We start from the raw sequence: 16,961 nt of genomic DNA, 5'->3' as shown, positions 1-16,961 counted from the left end.
CTAAATGTGATCGTCAAATCGATCATTGATTTGATTAAAAAATGTTCGCGATCTCACCCTGGGTTCCATCTAAGCCTAATGCGTCAATCATCTCTTGAAAAGCTTGCTCTTCTTCTTCAGCTTGAGCGCTAGTGATGTAATCCCTGAAGGTTTTACCCGCATCGATAATAATATTCCCCAACTGAATGTCGATCAGTAGCTTATGCGCTTGCTTTTGTTCTGCCTGATTTAACGTTGCAAATGACTTATGTAATTCATCTAATGTTCTCTGCATTTGTTCTGGTGTCACGTTCGGTTGATCAAGCTCTTTCAAAAACTTAGTGAACTGCGCATTCATATAGTTATGATCTATTCGCCCCGTATTTTGCTCAGTCAAGTAGCCAGATATAGCGTATGGAACCGCAGGAGAGTTACTATTGTTTCCATTTGAAGAAGATAGTTCCTTATATCGTTGAAGCAGAGCTTGGAACTGAGATTCATCGAAATCGACATCAACTACTTTACCCGTGTCATCAAACGGATAGCTATCTTCTTGCCAGTTGAAACCTTGTACTTTCGCAGCTTCTAAATATTTATTGAACTCATTGAATAAACTAGCAAATTTGCCACATGCTGCATCGTCTGCTGGCAACTGGTTGAAGTTGCTTATTTGTTCATTGTTAAATAGAGCCTCGATTTCAGAAAATACGTCATTTAGCTTGTGTAAGTTATCTTCTAGCCGATCAACAAATAAACCATACGGACGGTCGCCAGAATAAAGCTTAATAGCTTTATTAATGTTCTGTTCCATGGTGTGTGGCTTGCGATAGTAGCGAATATTGCCAAAAGGCTTATCTAAGCCAAACAAACGGTTGGTACGCGAGAAAGCTTGAATGATGTTCGCATACTCAAGAGTTTTATCGAGATATAAGGTGTTCACCCATTTAGAGTCATACCCTGTCAACATTTGATCCACCACTATTAAAAGATTTAACTGTTGATCAGGATGGTGCTCGATATATTGATATGGTTTCTTGTGAGCAAGGCGAGCAGCAATGTCTTTTTTGAAGTGTGCGTGAGTTGGTAGCGTATAAGTCGTGTTAAATGCTTGATTATAATCCGTTATTATATCAACTAATGCCGCTTCTTTAACTACAGCTCCACCTTTATTGTCTAGGTTGGGGTCAAACAGCGCGGTAATTTTGAGCTGCGGTGCTTGCTGCTTGAATAAACGGTAGTACTCTAATGCGTCAGGAATGCTATGAGTAGCAAATATTGCGTGAAACTTACCTGCACGACTAAAGCGAGGCCAGTTGGCTAGAATATCATCAATAACTTTTTGCTTATGCTCGATGCTATCATATTGAGTTGATGGAAGTAAATCCTCAATCCCTCTGACGGTTTTCCCATTAATTTCACAAGTTGCCATTGGCACTCGTGCACTATCCATATACTTATCGTAAATTTTAGTTTTGGCTGGATCTGCAAAAACTTCATTCACGTCTAGTGCTTTGGCTTTCTCTAATGCAATCGCTTGGCGTAAGTGGCTATCTAGGTACGTCATGATTTTATAGGGGTCAAAGCCTAAAACGTTACCATCACGGATGCCGTCAGCAATACTATAGCGATGGAGTTCATCACCAAAAATCGTACTGGTTGTACTGTCTTTTTTCTGGTTTTCTTCTTGAATCGGAGTCCCAGTAAAACCAAAGAAGACGGCATTAGGAAAGGTGGCTTTGATCGTGGTGAGCATATCGCCGAAAGTGGAACGATGGGCTTCATCAACAATAAACACAATACGTTTCTGATTGATTAAATCGATGTCAGCAGTCTGCAACTGGCCTTCATCATGAATGTTGCTCATCTTTTGAATCGACGTAACAATTAAGCAGTTGCTAGGCTTGGTGCTCTTGAGTTTATCGATCAAGACATAAGTATTCTCAGTGCTTTGAATATCGTCAGTGGCTTCTGCGAAGCTTCGGTATTCTTCCAATGACTGTGTGCCTAATTCAATGCGATCCACCAGGAACACAACTTTATCAGCATCACCTGAATTGGCGATAAGCTGCGCCGATTTAAAACTGGTCATTGTTTTTCCTGACCCTGTGGTATGCCAGATGTAACCGCCTTTGTTCTTGATTGACCAGTCAAGGCTACTGACCTTTTTCGAAATGGCATTCGCGGCATAATATTGATAGCTACGCATCACTTTGAGAATACCATCAGCGTTATCTGCAACGGTATAGAAGCCTATCAACTGGTGAGCCATAGGGATAGACAATAAATCAGCAATGACATCATGCCAGCGGTTAACAGGCTCATTGTTACTGTTTGCCCACTGAAAATAGTAATCATGGTTAAACGTGCCATCGATACCTGGGTTGGCAAAATAGAGTGATTTTTCTGGGTTCATGGCGACGAACACTTGCACTAACGCCATGATACCACTGCTGAAGTGGCCTTCTTGTGTATACTTCTCTACCTGATTACAAGCCTCAATCACAGGTACGCCAGAACGTTTTAACTCCAAATGGATAACAGGCATACCATTAATTAACAGTACCAAGTCACCTCTTCGGTCGTGCTGCACTGCGCTTTTACGGGTAAAGCGAGGTTGTTGAACGATTTGGTATCGGCTTTTTCCTGCGGCTATTTCTTGGCGATCATAAATATGTAAGCTGATTTCTTTGCCGTAATGCAGTTCATCTGCGGGGTTATCACGTTTGATTGAAACCGTTTTACCATTGATAAAGCCATTGAGCTTGAGCGGCGTTTTTAACTGAATGATTTGTTCAACAATCTGTTGCATCTCACTTTTGGTCAAAGGTGCATTGTTGAGACGGTCAATCGTGTTGTTATTTTGAAACAGGATATTAGCCCAGTTGTGCAGCAGGTCATCTTCAGTAAGATTCCTAAGCACATGATCTTCCCATCCTTTTTTGCAAAGTTCGGTAATAACATCTTGTTCAAATTGGGCTTCACTGGTGTAGGTCACAAGGTTTCCTTACGTATAGGGCGGCTTATAAGCAGGGCTCAAACTGGAAAATAAAATCATAAAGAGATCACAGCGCGATGGCTGTGATCATTTAGACATTTACATCTTAAAGTGTTGTTAAACAAACATTTTTCCAAGGCAGGCCTGTTTAATGTTCTTTAACTTATCGATCTTTTGTTGCTGGAGCGCAATTAAGTTATCGAGATTTTGGAAATATTGGCCAATTTTTTCTTGTTCTTCTATGCTAACTGGAACCATAATGCTATTTGATAGTAATTCATCTTTGGTTATTCCTTTAATTGAAGTTCCTTGCACGGAATGTATTATTTTTCCTAGCAACTTTTTGAGCGAATACGTAGCAAACAAACCACCAATTTTTAAGTTGCTTAAAGATAAAAAATCCTGACTTGTTGCATAAGGTTTATCCATTAAGGCCAGTTTACCGACACCAACACGTGTTATAATTGCAATAGAATTAGAAGGGACTAGCTTAGTGGCAGAGTTTTTTAAACCAATATATGTTATTGATTTTTTAGGTTTTGATGTAATTGACTTTTCATTTAAATCTGAAGATTGAATCCAAGGTATTTCACCTCCCCAATACGAAGAGTTGGATGTAGTTGGAGTTCCTCCTCCATATGTTCTGGTACAAATGGCTGATAAGAGCTTTTCTTCCCAACTATCACTAAACCCAGCAAAGCGTACTTCTGGTACTTTTTGTCCAGCTTTCGGGAACATTTTACTTAACATAGCCTGTTTTAACTGCTGTAACTTATTGTGTTTGTCTTGATGCAGTTTTATTTGTTGGTCTAGGTTTTGGAAGAAATCGGTGATTTTCTGTTGTTCATTTAGCTCTGGAATTAGGATAGATCTTTCTTTCCAGTCAGCGATATCAAAAACTAGTTTTTCAATATCTACACCGTATGAGCTAATGAAATACAGTTTTTTGATTTCTGGCCTTTTGGAAATCGTGCTCCAAAATTTAGCAGTTATTTTTTGATTGTCTGTTACTACAAGATATTCGTTTGATACAACGGCATTATCCAAAGATTCTGGAACAATACCGTTCGCACCGTGAACAACTTGACGCTTTGAAATTAGAAAGTCGCCAGCCTTAATAGCAAAATAGTTTTTTACTAAAATATTTTTACCTTTGACAACAGACCTAGGTACAACGCCTTCATTGCGGCGCTTTACTGTAACTAACTGATATAACTCATTGTCTAGCAACTGAACTGGTCGAGATATATCCGTAAGGATGGAGCCAATTCGTTGCTGAGTCCAATCATCATGAAAGTCAACAAAACGCAAGCGAGGTTGTAGTAATTTCACTTCACTCACCATGCGTATCACCTTTTAGAAACTGTTGTAGTTCTTTTAAGCCTTTCACATCAAACTCATTACCTTGAAGTTCGCCCATCATAGTAACCAAACGCTGTTCGACCACTTTAGCTTCACGAACAATATCGCTGTAAGTTTGAGCATATTTTCCAGCTAGTGCTTGTAGCTTGCTCGTGAGTTGCTGCAACATCAGATCAGGTAGTTGGTTTAATGATTCCACTATCGGTTTTACCCATTTAAGCAACAGCAAGTGATCTATCTCGTCTGGAGTTAGGTTAAGAATTTTAGTACGAGTTGCCTCTAGAAGCGCTTCACTTTGCTCTTTGAGGTTATTTTTCAGCGCTTTTTCTTCTGTCTGGAGTTTAGCCACTGTCAAGAGCTTGGTTTCGAAGCTATCTTTAGCAAAAGTCTCGCCTTTTTTCTTATCATCCTTAATCTGTTTTACTTCTTTGTTGAGAAGGGCATTGATAAAGCCTGTTTTATCTTCATTGACACACTCAGCTTCTTTTTCTTCTTCACTTAATGAATCAAACAGTTCTTGAATCTCAGCATCGATACTTTGCAGACGTTCATTTATCGCTTGGATTTTGGCAGCCTCCTCGGTGAGGTAAGTCTTCTCTACCAGCTCAAATGGGAAAATGCGACCAAGCCATCCATCCTGTACTTGAACGTCTTTACCTTTTTGTTTTTTAGTCACCATATGAGGTTCAACGACTTTACAGGTTTCTATACCTTCTGTTTGGATCATTTCAAGGTCAGCATTGAGTAGCTGCCATTGTAGTGGTCATCTAACAATTGGTAAGCGTCGTATTTGTCAATTAATGGAATACCCTTTAAGCGTGTAAATATCTCGGTACTTAAGATATCTTGTTGCTGAGAACGCTTAACCTGTAGCAACTCCGTAATCAAGCTTTGTTTAAGGTAAGCTTCAAAACCTCCAAACGCTTGGTGATACTGCGCTTTGAATTGTTTAACATCGCTATGGCGATCAATTGCTGCTTTGACGTCGGCGACTTTTAAAGCCGAGTACTCACTAGACGTTGGCGAGAATAAACTCTCTTTAAGGTTAGGCATCGCTTGCCAATAGTGAGCCAAGCTTTCCAACTCATTGTTAGGAATCCCCCCAAACATTGAGGCATAGATATCCCAGCTTTCAGTTTCTTCAGAAGAATCAACATAACGAGGGATATTAAGGTTGTAGCCATTTGCACGAATAGTATCGCGGCTGACCAATGCTGCATACTTTTCTTGGGGCTGGCGTTCACTCACGGTATCGACAATGCGCCTGATGTCACAAGCACGTAGTTTGTTATTTTTACCGTCTTTAATGAAGCCTTTTGATGCATCAATAATCAGTACATCATCACTTGTTCGAATCCGCTTTAGCACCAAAATAACAGTTGGAATACCTGTACCAAAAAAGATATTCGAAGGTAAACCTATAATGGCATCAATATGGTTTTTCTCAATTAAGTTCTCGCGGATCTTACCTTCATCACCGCCACGAAATAGGACGCCATGCGGCAAAACGATGGTCATGATACCATCTGGCTTGAGGTGATACAGATCATGCAGTAAGAATGCATAGTCAGCTTTAGTTTTTGGTGCTAAGCCAAACGGTGCATAACGGGGGTCTTTGTTTTTAAATTCAGGATCCCATTTTTGCGAGTAAGGAGGGTTTGACACCACTGCATCCACACGCATCGGTTCATGGGTTTTCTCGTTATCAATCGGCCAATCATCTTCCAAAGTATCGGCATTACGAGTGATTATGTTGTTTGGCAAAATTCCGCGCATGAACAGGTTCATGCGAGTTAAGTTGTAAGTGTTTTGCTTTAGCTCTTGAGCGTAATAGCGAATGTTGTTTTGCGCATCAAGGCGTTTTTCTACTGATTGACCAATGTTAATCAATAATGAACCAGAACCACTTGTTGGGTCATATATCTGAATATCTTTACGATTTTTCAGGTGTTCAGCCATGATCTCAGACATCAGGACGGAAACCTCATGAGGCGTATAAAACTCACCTGCTTTTTTTCCCGCATTTGCTGCAAAATGGCTGATTAGATACTCGTAGATAAAGCCAAGCACATCATAATCTTGCTTACCTTTCATCGGGATGTCATTGATAAGATGGATTAAGCTCATTGCCGCTTTGGTTTGCGCTGCGGCACTTTCCCCCAGTTTACTTAAGCCTGTTTCGAGAGTGGTAAAAATGCCATCAAACAAGTCTTTGTGATCAGGGTTAATCAATCGACTAAAAGCAGACAAAGCATCACGAACATACGCAATGTCAAAGTCTTTACCGTCATTGACCCACGTTGAAAACAGGTTGTCATATGCAATGAAGTAACCTAGTTCATCTTGGACAAACTTAACTGTGTCGGCATCCGCTTCACTTACCTTTGAAATCAATTCGTTATCAAAGTCATTTTGGAGTAAGAACTGAACTTGTTTATCAGACAAGAACTTATAGAAGATGAAGCCCAAAATGTAATCTTTGTAGTCGTTGGCTTCAATTTTAGAACGCATCTGGTTCGCCGATTCCCAAATTTTGGCGGCAAGCTGTTGTTTATTCATTTTTTACTCTAAATGGTTGTTATCATTGACTTCGCAATTCGTTTAAATGAAGCAAAGCACGTATCAAAATCGTGTGGTTGTGGGTTAAATACCATTGGTTTTACAAAGTCATCAAAACGTTGTCGAAAGAGGGGATTACTCTCTAATTCTTGTAACCCGAGATTCAATTCATTGACAGGATCTGCAACAAACTCGGCATGTTGGTTGCCAAAACGTTGGATGTCTTCTTGTAAAACCGTGTGAAAAAGTGGTGCGAGTGTTTCGCTAGTAGTTTTTTCCGCGATATCGATACAGTGAACATCGTAAATGTGACGAACCAAAGTGGCATCATCGTTTCGCTCCGAGTCACGCTTGACCAACATGGTACGGCGGAGCATAGAAAGAACTTTTTCCACCAAAGTTGCCTGAATAGAAACGCAAGCAAACGCGTTGACTTCTCTTGATTGCTGGTAAAGTTCTGAAACCAACGATTGTATGGAGCGTTCTTCTATCGCATGAAGAGAAATCGTTTCCATTAACTCAAGCTTGATAATTGGACGCAAGCAAGGAGCTTGGCTAAATTGTTGAGGATATTTAAGCTCATATTCCACATATCGATATTCGTCACGTACTAATTTATCTTCGATAGCAAAGTGACCTGATTGTGCGATTCTCGCTTCGATTTGCTCAACCAATGCTTTCCGTAAAGCCTTTTTTTTACCACGGCTTAAGGCGACAAACTCCTGTGAAGGAATGAGTTTAATATCTACATCTTCTGACATACGGAGTATTTTGACATCAGATTTGGCAAGTGCCGTACCACCTGAGAAAACCAGTTTGTGTGTTTCAACTGAGAGTGCTTCAAGCTCCGCAAGTAAAGCGACGACCCAATAATCTTTTTCAATGATCGCTGGGTTTCCGAGTGCTAAAGCATCGGAAACCTCTAAGAATTGTTGTTTTAGTTTTTTCATCGTCAATTTTGTGAATTAAGTACTCTGTTACCTACGACTAATTTGCGATTAAATTGCTTTGGGTTCCATGAGTACTGGACGGATGAAGGGATTTGAGTACTCTGACCTGAAAGGCTTTGCCAAGAGAGGCTATCCATTTCAAAATCGACGCCTTTCATCTTCAAAATTTCACGCATCAGAGCATCAGTACCGCCAGGGTGTGTAGGCATAGGTTTACCCGTTAGGCTGTTGAGTTTGGCTTTGGTATACAGACCGTAGCCAATCTTAATCAAATCACCTTGTTTAACTAGTTGTCTTAGCGCTCGTCCAACCTGGTCGTAGCTTGCTACATCATCAAAGTCTTTACGTTCAAAGACGTAACGTCTAGAGCGTTTTATCTTTTGATAAATACATTCAACGGCTGTCATTTGAACCTCCTTCGCTTACATATTGTCTTCAGTATAACTTACCATGTTGCCAATAGGAATAAATACGGCATTTCAACAAGACGAAATGCGGCATAAAAGCAAAGTGGAGTGATTCTAACTAATTGTATTTTAATAATTAATCTTGATCTTGTAAATTATCACCTTACTCGAAATAGTTTATGTCACTTTATTTAGGTTCTGAACGGCTAGATTCTGTATTATTTTAAAATAGGCGGCAGAAGCCGCCATGTATCGATGTTACTACTCTTGTCTATTCAGCTCTTTTGCAATGACTTTAAGTACTTCCGCCGTGATATTTGCTGCTTTCGCTCTGGTAACGATTTTAATATTGTCACCATATTGAACCCAAGCATCCCCATCGTTCACAATTCTAACCATGGCAAAAGTATCTAAAGTCAGAGCATTGTCTATTAGTTGATTATCATCCATAACAACTCTCTACATCAAATTGACGAAAACTGAGAATGGTACTTGGATTCCATTCGTTTGAAGTCGCATTCCATGCTGTTCAAGAAAGTGCATTAGGAACAGAAGCTTATCCTCACGTTCTTGTTCATCATCTTGCAATTCATAACCCAATATTAGTTTTAGCTGGCTAAATGACTCTATAGTGGAATAAATTAAATAGACACTGTCTAGTTCATCAAAAATCGTTCTAGAGGGGTTACGTTTTAAGGACAACTTAAGGCGATAAACTCGGCGGATATGTTCGATGTTTATTCCACAACTGACTAGATGCGTAAAATCATATTCTTGAGTGAAATCTGCATGTTCCAACGCTTCTGTCACGGCTTGAAGCTCAAAATTCGCTAGTTTACGCATCGCTCACCTCCAGACATGGGAATTTGTTAACAGCATCATGTAATTGCTGAATTTGAGCTTGTTTTCCATAGCGACCATACGTAATGTTAGGGTGAGCATGACCAACGATCTCCGCAACGACATGCTCAGGTGTATCAGCAATCTTTAACTCATCGATAAAAGTGTGTCGGAATGAGTAAGACGTTGGTCGAGCATTCGGCTTCATTCCAATTGCTGTTTGTAATTTTCCTAAGTTAGTGCGGTATCGAAATGACCAATCTTTATTCTCGCCATGTGGTTTATAGTTAAACAACTGTTTCTGCTTTTGCTCTCGGCGCTCTTGCACATAATCAAGAAACCCTTCTTTTATCAATTGATTGTGCAAGGGGACAATGCGGAAAGCATTGGTCGTTTTTAGCCTCTGATCTGCTTCGGAATCAGAAATCGAGATGCATGGGACACCATCAATCATTTGGATATTATGGGTTGTTAATTGACAAACCTCTGAAGGGCGGCATCCTTGGTAAATTTGCAGTTTAGTTGTCCACTGAAACTGAGCGTCTTTTTTACGAAATTCAGAGCTGGAGAATAGCTTTTTGATCTCTTTCAACTGCCAGCGGTCACGTTGCTGTGATGCTTTTGTACCACGAGTCTTCGGTGCTTTTATGGCTTTGAAGACATTTTTATCAATGAGTTCGATCTGTTCGCAGTAATCAAAGAACTGTTTGTTAGCTGAAATGTATTCTTTTACCGTTTTGCAGCTTAATCCTTTTTCAATCAAGTGATCTCTGTAGGTGGTGGCAGCTTTGGCAGATAAGCTGACGTTTTGCTTGGTCAGATAATCCAAGAAATTGGTACAACGCTGATTCAACTGCGTCAGAGTCAGTGGTGTCACTTTTTCCAAGCGTTTACTATGGATAAAGTTGCCTAACTCGGTGATGAGTACTTGTCTGTCAGCCAGATTACGGTTTACGCTTACTTCAGGAGCAGGAGCAGGAGCAGGAGCAGGAGCAGGAGCAGGAGCAGGTTGAACCTTTATCCTTGCCTCATTATTAATGCTAACTATTGTACATTTTGATTGTGGGTTATCCACCTTGAGAAGGTTAGAGCTAAACTGCTGGCGAACCTTTGCTACTTGAGCATCAAGGTCCATTTTAAAACTGGCGTAAGGAATCCTCTCAGTGAGTGCTTGCTCGTACAAAGTGTGGATTACGCCAGAAAGTTGAGAATTCCGCTTAGAAGCTAGCCTACGGTGTTTAGTCAGAAGTGAGAGACGAATTTCCCTCGGATACCCAAGAGAAGTTTGTAACATAACGGGAGTTGAAATACGTGTATAAAACACGTTATTGCTCAATTTAATCAAATACATATGTATCACCTATGTGTATTAGGTGACATTTGATTGTCTTAAAACGAGAAAAGCCCTTGATAAATCAAGGGCTTGAATGTGGCGGAGAGATAGGGATTTGAACCCTAGATACGCTATTAACGTATGCCGGTTTTCAAGACCGGTGCTTTCAACCACTCAGCCATCTCTCCGTATGGGGCGGATAATATAGGGGTTGAGAAAACTTGTAAACCCCTATATGTAACGATTGATTCATTATTAAGCGCTTGGCTTTAAAAATGAGTTCGAATGACTAATTTTTACACTTTTCCTAGTGGATTTGGGCGAGAGGCGGCGTTGAGGCTCATTACGATGATCGACGCTACAAATAAAATATCGTGGTGATCGTCGCAATTATGCTTGTGCGCAAATGCTGATCCTCGAAAAGCAAAAAAGAGAGCCGAAGCTCTCTTTTTCAGGTGTGATTGGTCGGATATACTGGATTCGAACCAGTGACCCCCACTCCCCCAGAGTGGTGCGCTACCAAGCTGCGCTAATATCCGATACCTATAATCTAAACATAAAGTGGCCCTGGGTCAATCCCATAACATTATGATTTAGTTGCTTTTAGCGTAAAAACGTTGCAGTTCAGTCAAACCTTGCATTAAGACCGGCAAGGTCGGGTTATCATCTTGTAAGCGCTGATAGTTGGCATCGTATAATTTGTAGTTACCAAATTTATCAATTACCGTGGTGTTCTTGGTCGTAATCAATGCCAGCTCACGTGAATCACCAGCTAAAATCCAACGACGATTACGCTCATCAAACAGGTTACGTCCACTACTAAAATCGTTTGGATTCGATGAGACGCCTAATAAGTCTTGCAGAATCGTTACCGATAAATCGAGATGACTGGTTCTGTGCTGATATTCGGCGGCGATTTTTCCTGGCCATTGAATAACCATCGGGACTTTTAGCTGATATTGGCTGAAATTGGAGTTTGACCCCCAGCTATTAGACCCTGTTTCGTTAAATTCCGTCGCATGGTTGGATGTGATAACCACCACGGTATTGTCTTCAAGCTCTAACGCTTTAATCTGCTCAAGAACGGTCTTGATTTCAAGGTCGGCTGTCGCCACGGACTTAAGATATCCCGCTTTCAGTTTCTCTTCAGCAGACTGATTTTTATTGGTGTCACTGTAAGCCGTAAAACTGTCGACGGTGGTGAGCTCTAGGTAACTAAACCAAGGCTTTTTACCTTGTTGCTGTGCCCATTTGGCCCAAGCATTGATGGCTTGCGAGTCTGCTGATTCGGTATCGTTAAAAGCGATACCGTTGAAGCTCATGCCACGAAATACGGTCTCGCCATAGAGAGGCTCGTCAAAATTATCGCCGCTAAATAAGCCGAATTGATAGTTCTTATCGATCAGTGTATCGATAAGAATGGGTTTCGAGCCTTGAGTCCTAATGCTGCTCGCGTAGCTACTTGGTAGGCCATAAAATAGACCAAATATACCAAATGAGTCATTGCTCGAACTGTAATGATTAGTGAAATTCTGGTGGCTATTAGCGAACTGATGCATGGCGGGCATCGATGCTTCGGTTAATACATCGCTACGCAGGTTATTGACACTAACAATCATGATATTGAGTGGGTTAGCGCGGCGGTTAAATTCAATGTGTTCTAGCGGGTAACGAACCAACTCGATACTGTCTTGATTTTGCTCAAGACGCTGCAGATACTCTTCGCGATCAAGCAGTCCATGGCGTTCCATGAACGACTTTGCTGTCATCGGATAAGAGAGCGGGAAGTTGGCGCGTTGGGCGGTAATTGGATTGTAAAAATAGGCGTCAGCCCAAACGTAAACTAGGTGACTGGCGATAAAGCTGACAAAAAACAGTGCAGAGATAGGGCGTCCAACATGTTTGTGAGACAGTTTACGTTGTTTACGCCATACCCACTCTGATAAGGCCAATTGCAGTAAAAAGATCAGAGGTAGTACAACAAACAAGTGCTGAAGATCGGTGCTTATTCTTGAGCTTTCATCGCTAAACAAAACTTCCCATACCACAGGCGTTAGGTGCAAGTTAATGGTTTGATAGGTCTGAGTGTCGACCAATAGTATCGTTAAGCCAACGGTAGCAAAACAGACCGCCAGCAAACGGAACAGCTTGCGTGACGGTATGACGAATGTCAGCGGGAATAGAACTAGCAAGTAAAGAGCGAAAACCAGAAAGCCAAAATGACCAACCCAAGATACCGCAAGATAAAGCTGGCCGAGCAAAGTTTCTGGCCAGGGTGACTGAGTGATATAACGGGTTCCAATAAGCATTGCCGCAATGATGTTGAAAAAGGCAAACCAATGCCCCCAACCCACTAAACGCGACACGCGTTCGCCGTATGTGTTTCCGTTATCGACCATGTCAGTGTTCTATTATCCGTTATTATTGTGGTGTTTTATTCTTCAACTGAAGAAACAAGTGCTTGTGCGAATTTTTCAGCAATTGCTTTGCGTTGTGAAGCCCCAACATCTTGATTTAAGACATTGGTAGCGATATTGCCTGCAATCATTAACGCAAGATCTGGACCAACTGAATGTTTTTCAAGTACAGCAGCAACTTCCGCTAGGATGCGTTCTACTTTTGCGTCACTGTATTTAGATGTAATCGGCATAAAGACTCTAATGATGATAGTAAAGCGGCTTATGATAACCTACAATGCCACGCAACTGAAACCTACGCAGCGATAAATTTCATCATGAGCCTTCATCTCTCTAACGTTATCCTTCACCAATTACAAAAAAACGATTCAGATGAACTCGTTGTCAACTTTCGTGCTGAATCTCTTGCCAATGATGCTGCAACTGAAAATCTGGTTGCTGAGCTTCATCGAGTATTTCATTCAAAAGCCGGCAAAGGTTTTGGCAGCTTTAAGTCTGACAGCGAATTTCAGTTGTGGTTGCAAGATTTACGTCAAGAAAAGCAAAGCTTTTATGACTTCTCACAATTAAGTGCCAATCGTCTCAAAAACGAGCTAGCCAAATACCCATTTGCTGATGAAGGTATTCTCGTCATTGCGGAATATCAATCTTTAGCCACGGACTATTTATTCGTGGCGATTATCCCATCGAACCAGAGCTTGAAAGTGACCGAAGGCCTAGATATTAGCGCGACCGATCACCTTGATTTGAGCAAGATGGACATTGCCGCACGCATCGATTTAACCAGTTATGCTACCGACAAACAATCCAATCGTTACTTGGCTTACATTAAAGGTCGTGTCGGCCGTAAAGTGGCGGACTTCTTCCTAGATTTTCTCCAAGCGGAAGTTGGTTTAGATACCAAACAACAAAACCAAGTATTGATGCAAGCTGTTGATGATTTCTGTGCCGATTCAAAGCTCGAAAAAGACGAAGTGATCAGTTACAAGAAACAAGTTGCGGATTATTGCAATGAACAGATCAAAGTGGGCGATGAAGTGCAGGTTCGTGAATTGTCCGGTGGATTACCACCATCACAAGATGGCACAAGTTTTCTCGACTATACCCAAGCTCAAGGCTATGAGTTGGAAGAGAGCTTTCCTGCTGATCGCGCCACGGTACGTAAACTAACAAAGTATGTCGGAGCGGGCGGTGGCTTAAATATCAGCTTCGACAGTTTGCTGATGGGTGAACGTGTATTCTACGATCCAGAAACCGATACCTTAACCATTAAGGGCACACCACCTAACTTGCGCGATCAACTGACACGCAATAAATAACCTCATCACCCAAGGACTAACCGCAACATTTTTGTCGTTAGTCCTCCACTTCTGCGCCACAATGTATATGCTTGTATTAAAGGGAATTTATATTTTTTAAGGATGAGCATGGGTGGCAAGACACTCAAACTTGGAGCGGGGCTAGTGATCCTTTGGCTGATCAGTATGTTACTGATTGCCAATAATTACCGTTCTACGTTCACAACCAAAGAACAAATTTATGAACTCGATAGTGCTCTGCAAGGCCTTCGTGAGTCATTGTCACTTGATGCACCGTCACGAATTAAGCGTGCCGATGTTGAGTCTCTCGACCTGCAATTAGTCTATGCGCTTCGGTTGCAAATAGAGGCTCACGGCCAAGACTACTGGTTCGTGCCTGATACACAGCAGCTGTTTTACACCACAGATCGCTATATTGAGCAGACTCAAATCTACTTGGATAACAATATAAATCTATTGATGTTGGTCGAAGCGATGCGCACGATGCGCACAAAGTATCAATTTGAGCCTGAGATTTTACAGCTGTATCTTAAATTGGCCACTAACGTACTGGATGCCATTTTTAGTGAAAATGACTCTAATCCCGCAATTTATCGTGAGCTTGATGATATCTATACTTTTAGTGAAACACTGCCTGCTCAGCAGGCCGAAGATTTGCAATCAGCATTGGCGCAGGTTTCGCAAGTACTGAGTGGTTATGCTCAGAGTCAGTACATATTAAAAAAACTCATGAATCACGATGTTTACGCTCAGGTCAACGCACAACGTATTGCGTTCAATAGTTTGCTCACTAATTATATTCTGATGGCTGGTGGGATAACTTTACTGACCCTTTGTCTGCTTGTTGGTTTGATGGCTTATAGCCTACGTTACTCCCAGCCTGTAAAAAAAACCAGCAAGTCACTTGTAACGACACCACCACGGTTTGAGGCGGTTGAATCTGTGTCTGAAAATGTGGAGAAGATGGCGATGACGGAGTTAAAAGATCAAACGGAGATCGATTTTGATAAAATGCTTGATTCTCTAAGCAATGATATCGAGTCTGTTTGCATGTTATTGGAGGTCTTCATCGAAGATCATACTGGTGACGCTGAAAGAATACAGCAATTACTCAGGGATGCCCCTCAAGATGCACAGCGCAAGGCACATAGTTTAAAAGGGGTAGGGGGCAATTTGGCTGCGATGAAGTTACGTGAAGTCGCTGGAGAAGTAGAACTTGCGATCAAATCGGGCCAACAGCCGAGCGATTCGGTGATGAAAGAGCTTAAGCTGCGACTTGATCGAGCGATTGATGAAAGTGAGCAATTTTTACAAAGTCATCAATCCTAAAATAACAAAGCGCCTCATAGGAGGCGCTTCAGATATTAAACGGTTTGATTGGCTAATTGCGTTTGCTCTTCTTCACTCGCCTCAGCGGTTGGTTCACATTTATCGACGAACCAGCCCATGTATGAAGTGACGATAGTGACGATAATACAAACGAAGCTCAACCACATAAACGGAGCATAAGACAGCGTCGCCACACCTAAAATACTCGCCATGTATATACCATTATCACTCCAAGGCACCATGCCTGAAGTCAACGTGCCGCCAAATTCAGCATTGCGCGATAGGTTTTTACGTTTGTAGCCCAAGCGATCGTAGTTTTTAGCGCAAATTTTTGGCGTTAAAATTAAAGATACATACATTGCAGAACCAAAAACGTTACCCATAAACGCAGTTCCAATCGTGCTGGTGGCCAGTGAACCGGCGCTTTGAACTCTTCTCTCAAACAGTTTAGCAATGGTTTCAAGCACACCGACTTTATCAAGCAGACCACCAAAACCAAGACCAAATACGATCACTGCGACAGAGCCAAGTATTGAGGACATGCCGCCACGGTTTAGAATAGAGTCAATAAAGCCAATGCCAGATTCTATTTCAAACGGTGCCCATGCGGTGTTGAATGCTTGAAGGAAATTGACGTCTTGGATCATCACCGCCCAGATAATACCTAACAGAGAACCAAAGCTAATCACTGGGAATGAAGGCATACGCATGGCCAAAAGACCCAATACGATAATGACTGGAACGAACGAATAAGGCGTGATGTAGAATTGTTGTTCCATGGCTTGGATAACCGATTGCACTTGGGACATATCTACGTTACCTGCATAGTGGAAACCAAATGCGGTAAACATAATACCAGTGATGATGTAGCTAATTAGCGCCACTGGCAGCATGCCTTTAATGTGCTCCATGACCTCAACATTTGACATAGAAGAAGCCAAAATTACTGAATCCGACAGTGGAGACATTTTGTCGCCGAAATAACACCCTGACAGTACGGCACCAGCGGTAATTGGTGCAGGGACGCCAAGGCCTTGACCAATACCCATCATGGCAATACCAGCAGTACCAGCAGCCCCCCAAGAAGTACCAGTTGCCAGTGCAGTCAACGAACAGATAATCATAGTCGCGAGAAGGAAAATAGAGGGATGAATCGCTTTCAGACCGTAGTAAATGATGGTCGGCACAATACCACCCGAAATCCAAGTGCCGACCAAAGCACCAACTGCCAATAGGATCAATACTGCGCCTAAACCGTTTGATATACCATTAAGTGCCGCCGCTTCGAGATCTTTGTATTGATGACCTAAACGAATGCCAAGAACGATAATGATGAACCAGCCAATATACAAAGCCAGTTGAATTGGGAGATCAAGCTTCGCGGTGAACGAGAACGCAAGCAGAAGAAATAACCCAAGTGAGACAACAACCTGCAACAAGCTAGGCAGGCGTGGGGAGTGTTGTGTCATGA

The 16,961-nt window shown here is 41.7% G+C and carries 14 protein-coding genes and 2 tRNA genes; 2 read left to right on the top strand and 14 right to left on the bottom strand.

Annotation, left to right across the window (positions count from 1 at the left end):
* Positions 1-34: 34 nt before the first annotated feature.
* The 13 genes from CDZ87_RS02635 to CDZ87_RS02580 form a co-directional block, all read right to left on the bottom strand.
* Positions 35-2,974 (bottom strand): type I restriction endonuclease subunit R, encoded by a 2,940-nt coding sequence (locus CDZ87_RS02635; RefSeq protein WP_245834631.1) that lies wholly within the window; start codon positions 2,972-2,974, stop codon positions 35-37.
* Positions 2,975-3,091: 117 nt separating this feature from the next.
* Positions 3,092-4,318, bottom strand: a complete 1,227-nt coding sequence (locus tag CDZ87_RS02630; protein WP_100752042.1) for a restriction endonuclease subunit S — start codon at positions 4,316-4,318, stop codon at positions 3,092-3,094.
* A complete protein-coding gene (locus tag CDZ87_RS17485) occupies positions 4,308-5,063 on the bottom strand; it encodes a hypothetical protein (protein WP_339373783.1) in 756 nt (251 codons plus the stop codon). The genes CDZ87_RS02630 and CDZ87_RS17485 overlap by 11 nt, the downstream gene beginning before the upstream one ends.
* Entirely contained in the window at positions 5,060-6,895 is a 1,836-nt protein-coding gene (locus CDZ87_RS02625; RefSeq protein WP_339373782.1) for a type I restriction-modification system subunit M, read from the bottom strand. Before CDZ87_RS02625 ends, CDZ87_RS17485 begins: the two co-directional genes overlap by 4 nt.
* An 8-nt stretch (positions 6,896-6,903) precedes the next feature.
* Complete coding sequence (locus CDZ87_RS02620) at positions 6,904-7,845, bottom strand: nucleotidyl transferase AbiEii/AbiGii toxin family protein (RefSeq protein WP_100752041.1); 942 nt, start codon at positions 7,843-7,845, stop codon at positions 6,904-6,906.
* 2 nt (positions 7,846-7,847) lie between these two features.
* Positions 7,848-8,252: a DUF6088 family protein gene (locus tag CDZ87_RS02615; protein ID WP_000127617.1), complete on the bottom strand. Its 405-nt coding sequence runs from the start codon at positions 8,250-8,252 to the stop codon at positions 7,848-7,850.
* Between the two features lie 261 nt (positions 8,253-8,513).
* On the bottom strand, positions 8,514-8,702 hold the full coding sequence (locus tag CDZ87_RS02610; protein ID WP_000342585.1) for a hypothetical protein: 189 nt from the start codon (positions 8,700-8,702) through the stop codon (positions 8,514-8,516).
* Between the two features lie 9 nt (positions 8,703-8,711).
* The gene (locus CDZ87_RS02605; RefSeq protein ID WP_100752040.1) at positions 8,712-9,095 is read right to left on the bottom strand and encodes a hypothetical protein; all 384 of its coding nucleotides are present in this window, start codon (positions 9,093-9,095) and stop codon (positions 8,712-8,714) included.
* Positions 9,088-10,443 (bottom strand): tyrosine-type recombinase/integrase, encoded by a 1,356-nt coding sequence (locus CDZ87_RS02600; protein WP_100752039.1) that lies wholly within the window; start codon positions 10,441-10,443, stop codon positions 9,088-9,090. Before CDZ87_RS02600 ends, CDZ87_RS02605 begins: the two co-directional genes overlap by 8 nt.
* A gap of 79 nt (positions 10,444-10,522) precedes the next feature.
* A tRNA-Ser gene (locus CDZ87_RS02595) sits at positions 10,523-10,613 on the bottom strand.
* A gap of 274 nt (positions 10,614-10,887) precedes the next feature.
* Positions 10,888-10,964 (bottom strand) — tRNA-Pro (locus tag CDZ87_RS02590).
* A 54-nt stretch (positions 10,965-11,018) separates the two neighbouring features.
* Positions 11,019-12,824 carry a DUF3413 domain-containing protein gene (locus CDZ87_RS02585; RefSeq protein WP_100752038.1) on the bottom strand — a complete coding sequence of 602 codons (1,806 nt, stop codon included), beginning with the start codon at positions 12,822-12,824 and terminating at the stop codon, positions 11,019-11,021.
* A 35-nt stretch (positions 12,825-12,859) separates the two neighbouring features.
* Complete coding sequence (locus tag CDZ87_RS02580; protein WP_038172971.1) at positions 12,860-13,075, bottom strand: YejL family protein; 216 nt, start codon at positions 13,073-13,075, stop codon at positions 12,860-12,862.
* 84 nt (positions 13,076-13,159) lie between these two features.
* Here CDZ87_RS02580 and yejK point away from each other — a divergent pair, with 84 nt between their 5' ends.
* Positions 13,160-14,161: a nucleoid-associated protein YejK gene (gene yejK / locus CDZ87_RS02575; protein WP_100752037.1), complete on the top strand. Its 1,002-nt coding sequence runs from the start codon at positions 13,160-13,162 to the stop codon at positions 14,159-14,161.
* 108 nt (positions 14,162-14,269) lie between these two features.
* Positions 14,270-15,490 carry an Hpt domain-containing protein gene (locus CDZ87_RS02570; RefSeq protein WP_100752036.1) on the top strand — a complete coding sequence of 407 codons (1,221 nt, stop codon included), beginning with the start codon at positions 14,270-14,272 and terminating at the stop codon, positions 15,488-15,490.
* 35 nt (positions 15,491-15,525) lie between these two features.
* Here the strand turns inward: CDZ87_RS02570 and nhaC are convergent, their stop codons facing one another.
* A complete protein-coding gene (gene nhaC, locus CDZ87_RS02565) occupies positions 15,526-16,959 on the bottom strand; it encodes a Na+/H+ antiporter NhaC (protein WP_100752035.1) in 1,434 nt (477 codons plus the stop codon).
* Positions 16,960-16,961 lie beyond the last annotated feature (2 nt).

This window comes from Vibrio salilacus, assembly GCF_002811245.1.
GTDB classification, from domain to species: Bacteria; Pseudomonadota; Gammaproteobacteria; order Enterobacterales; family Vibrionaceae; genus Vibrio; species Vibrio salilacus.
Note: the sequence above shows the minus strand (reverse complement) of the source record. Positions and strands in the feature narration are given on the sequence as shown.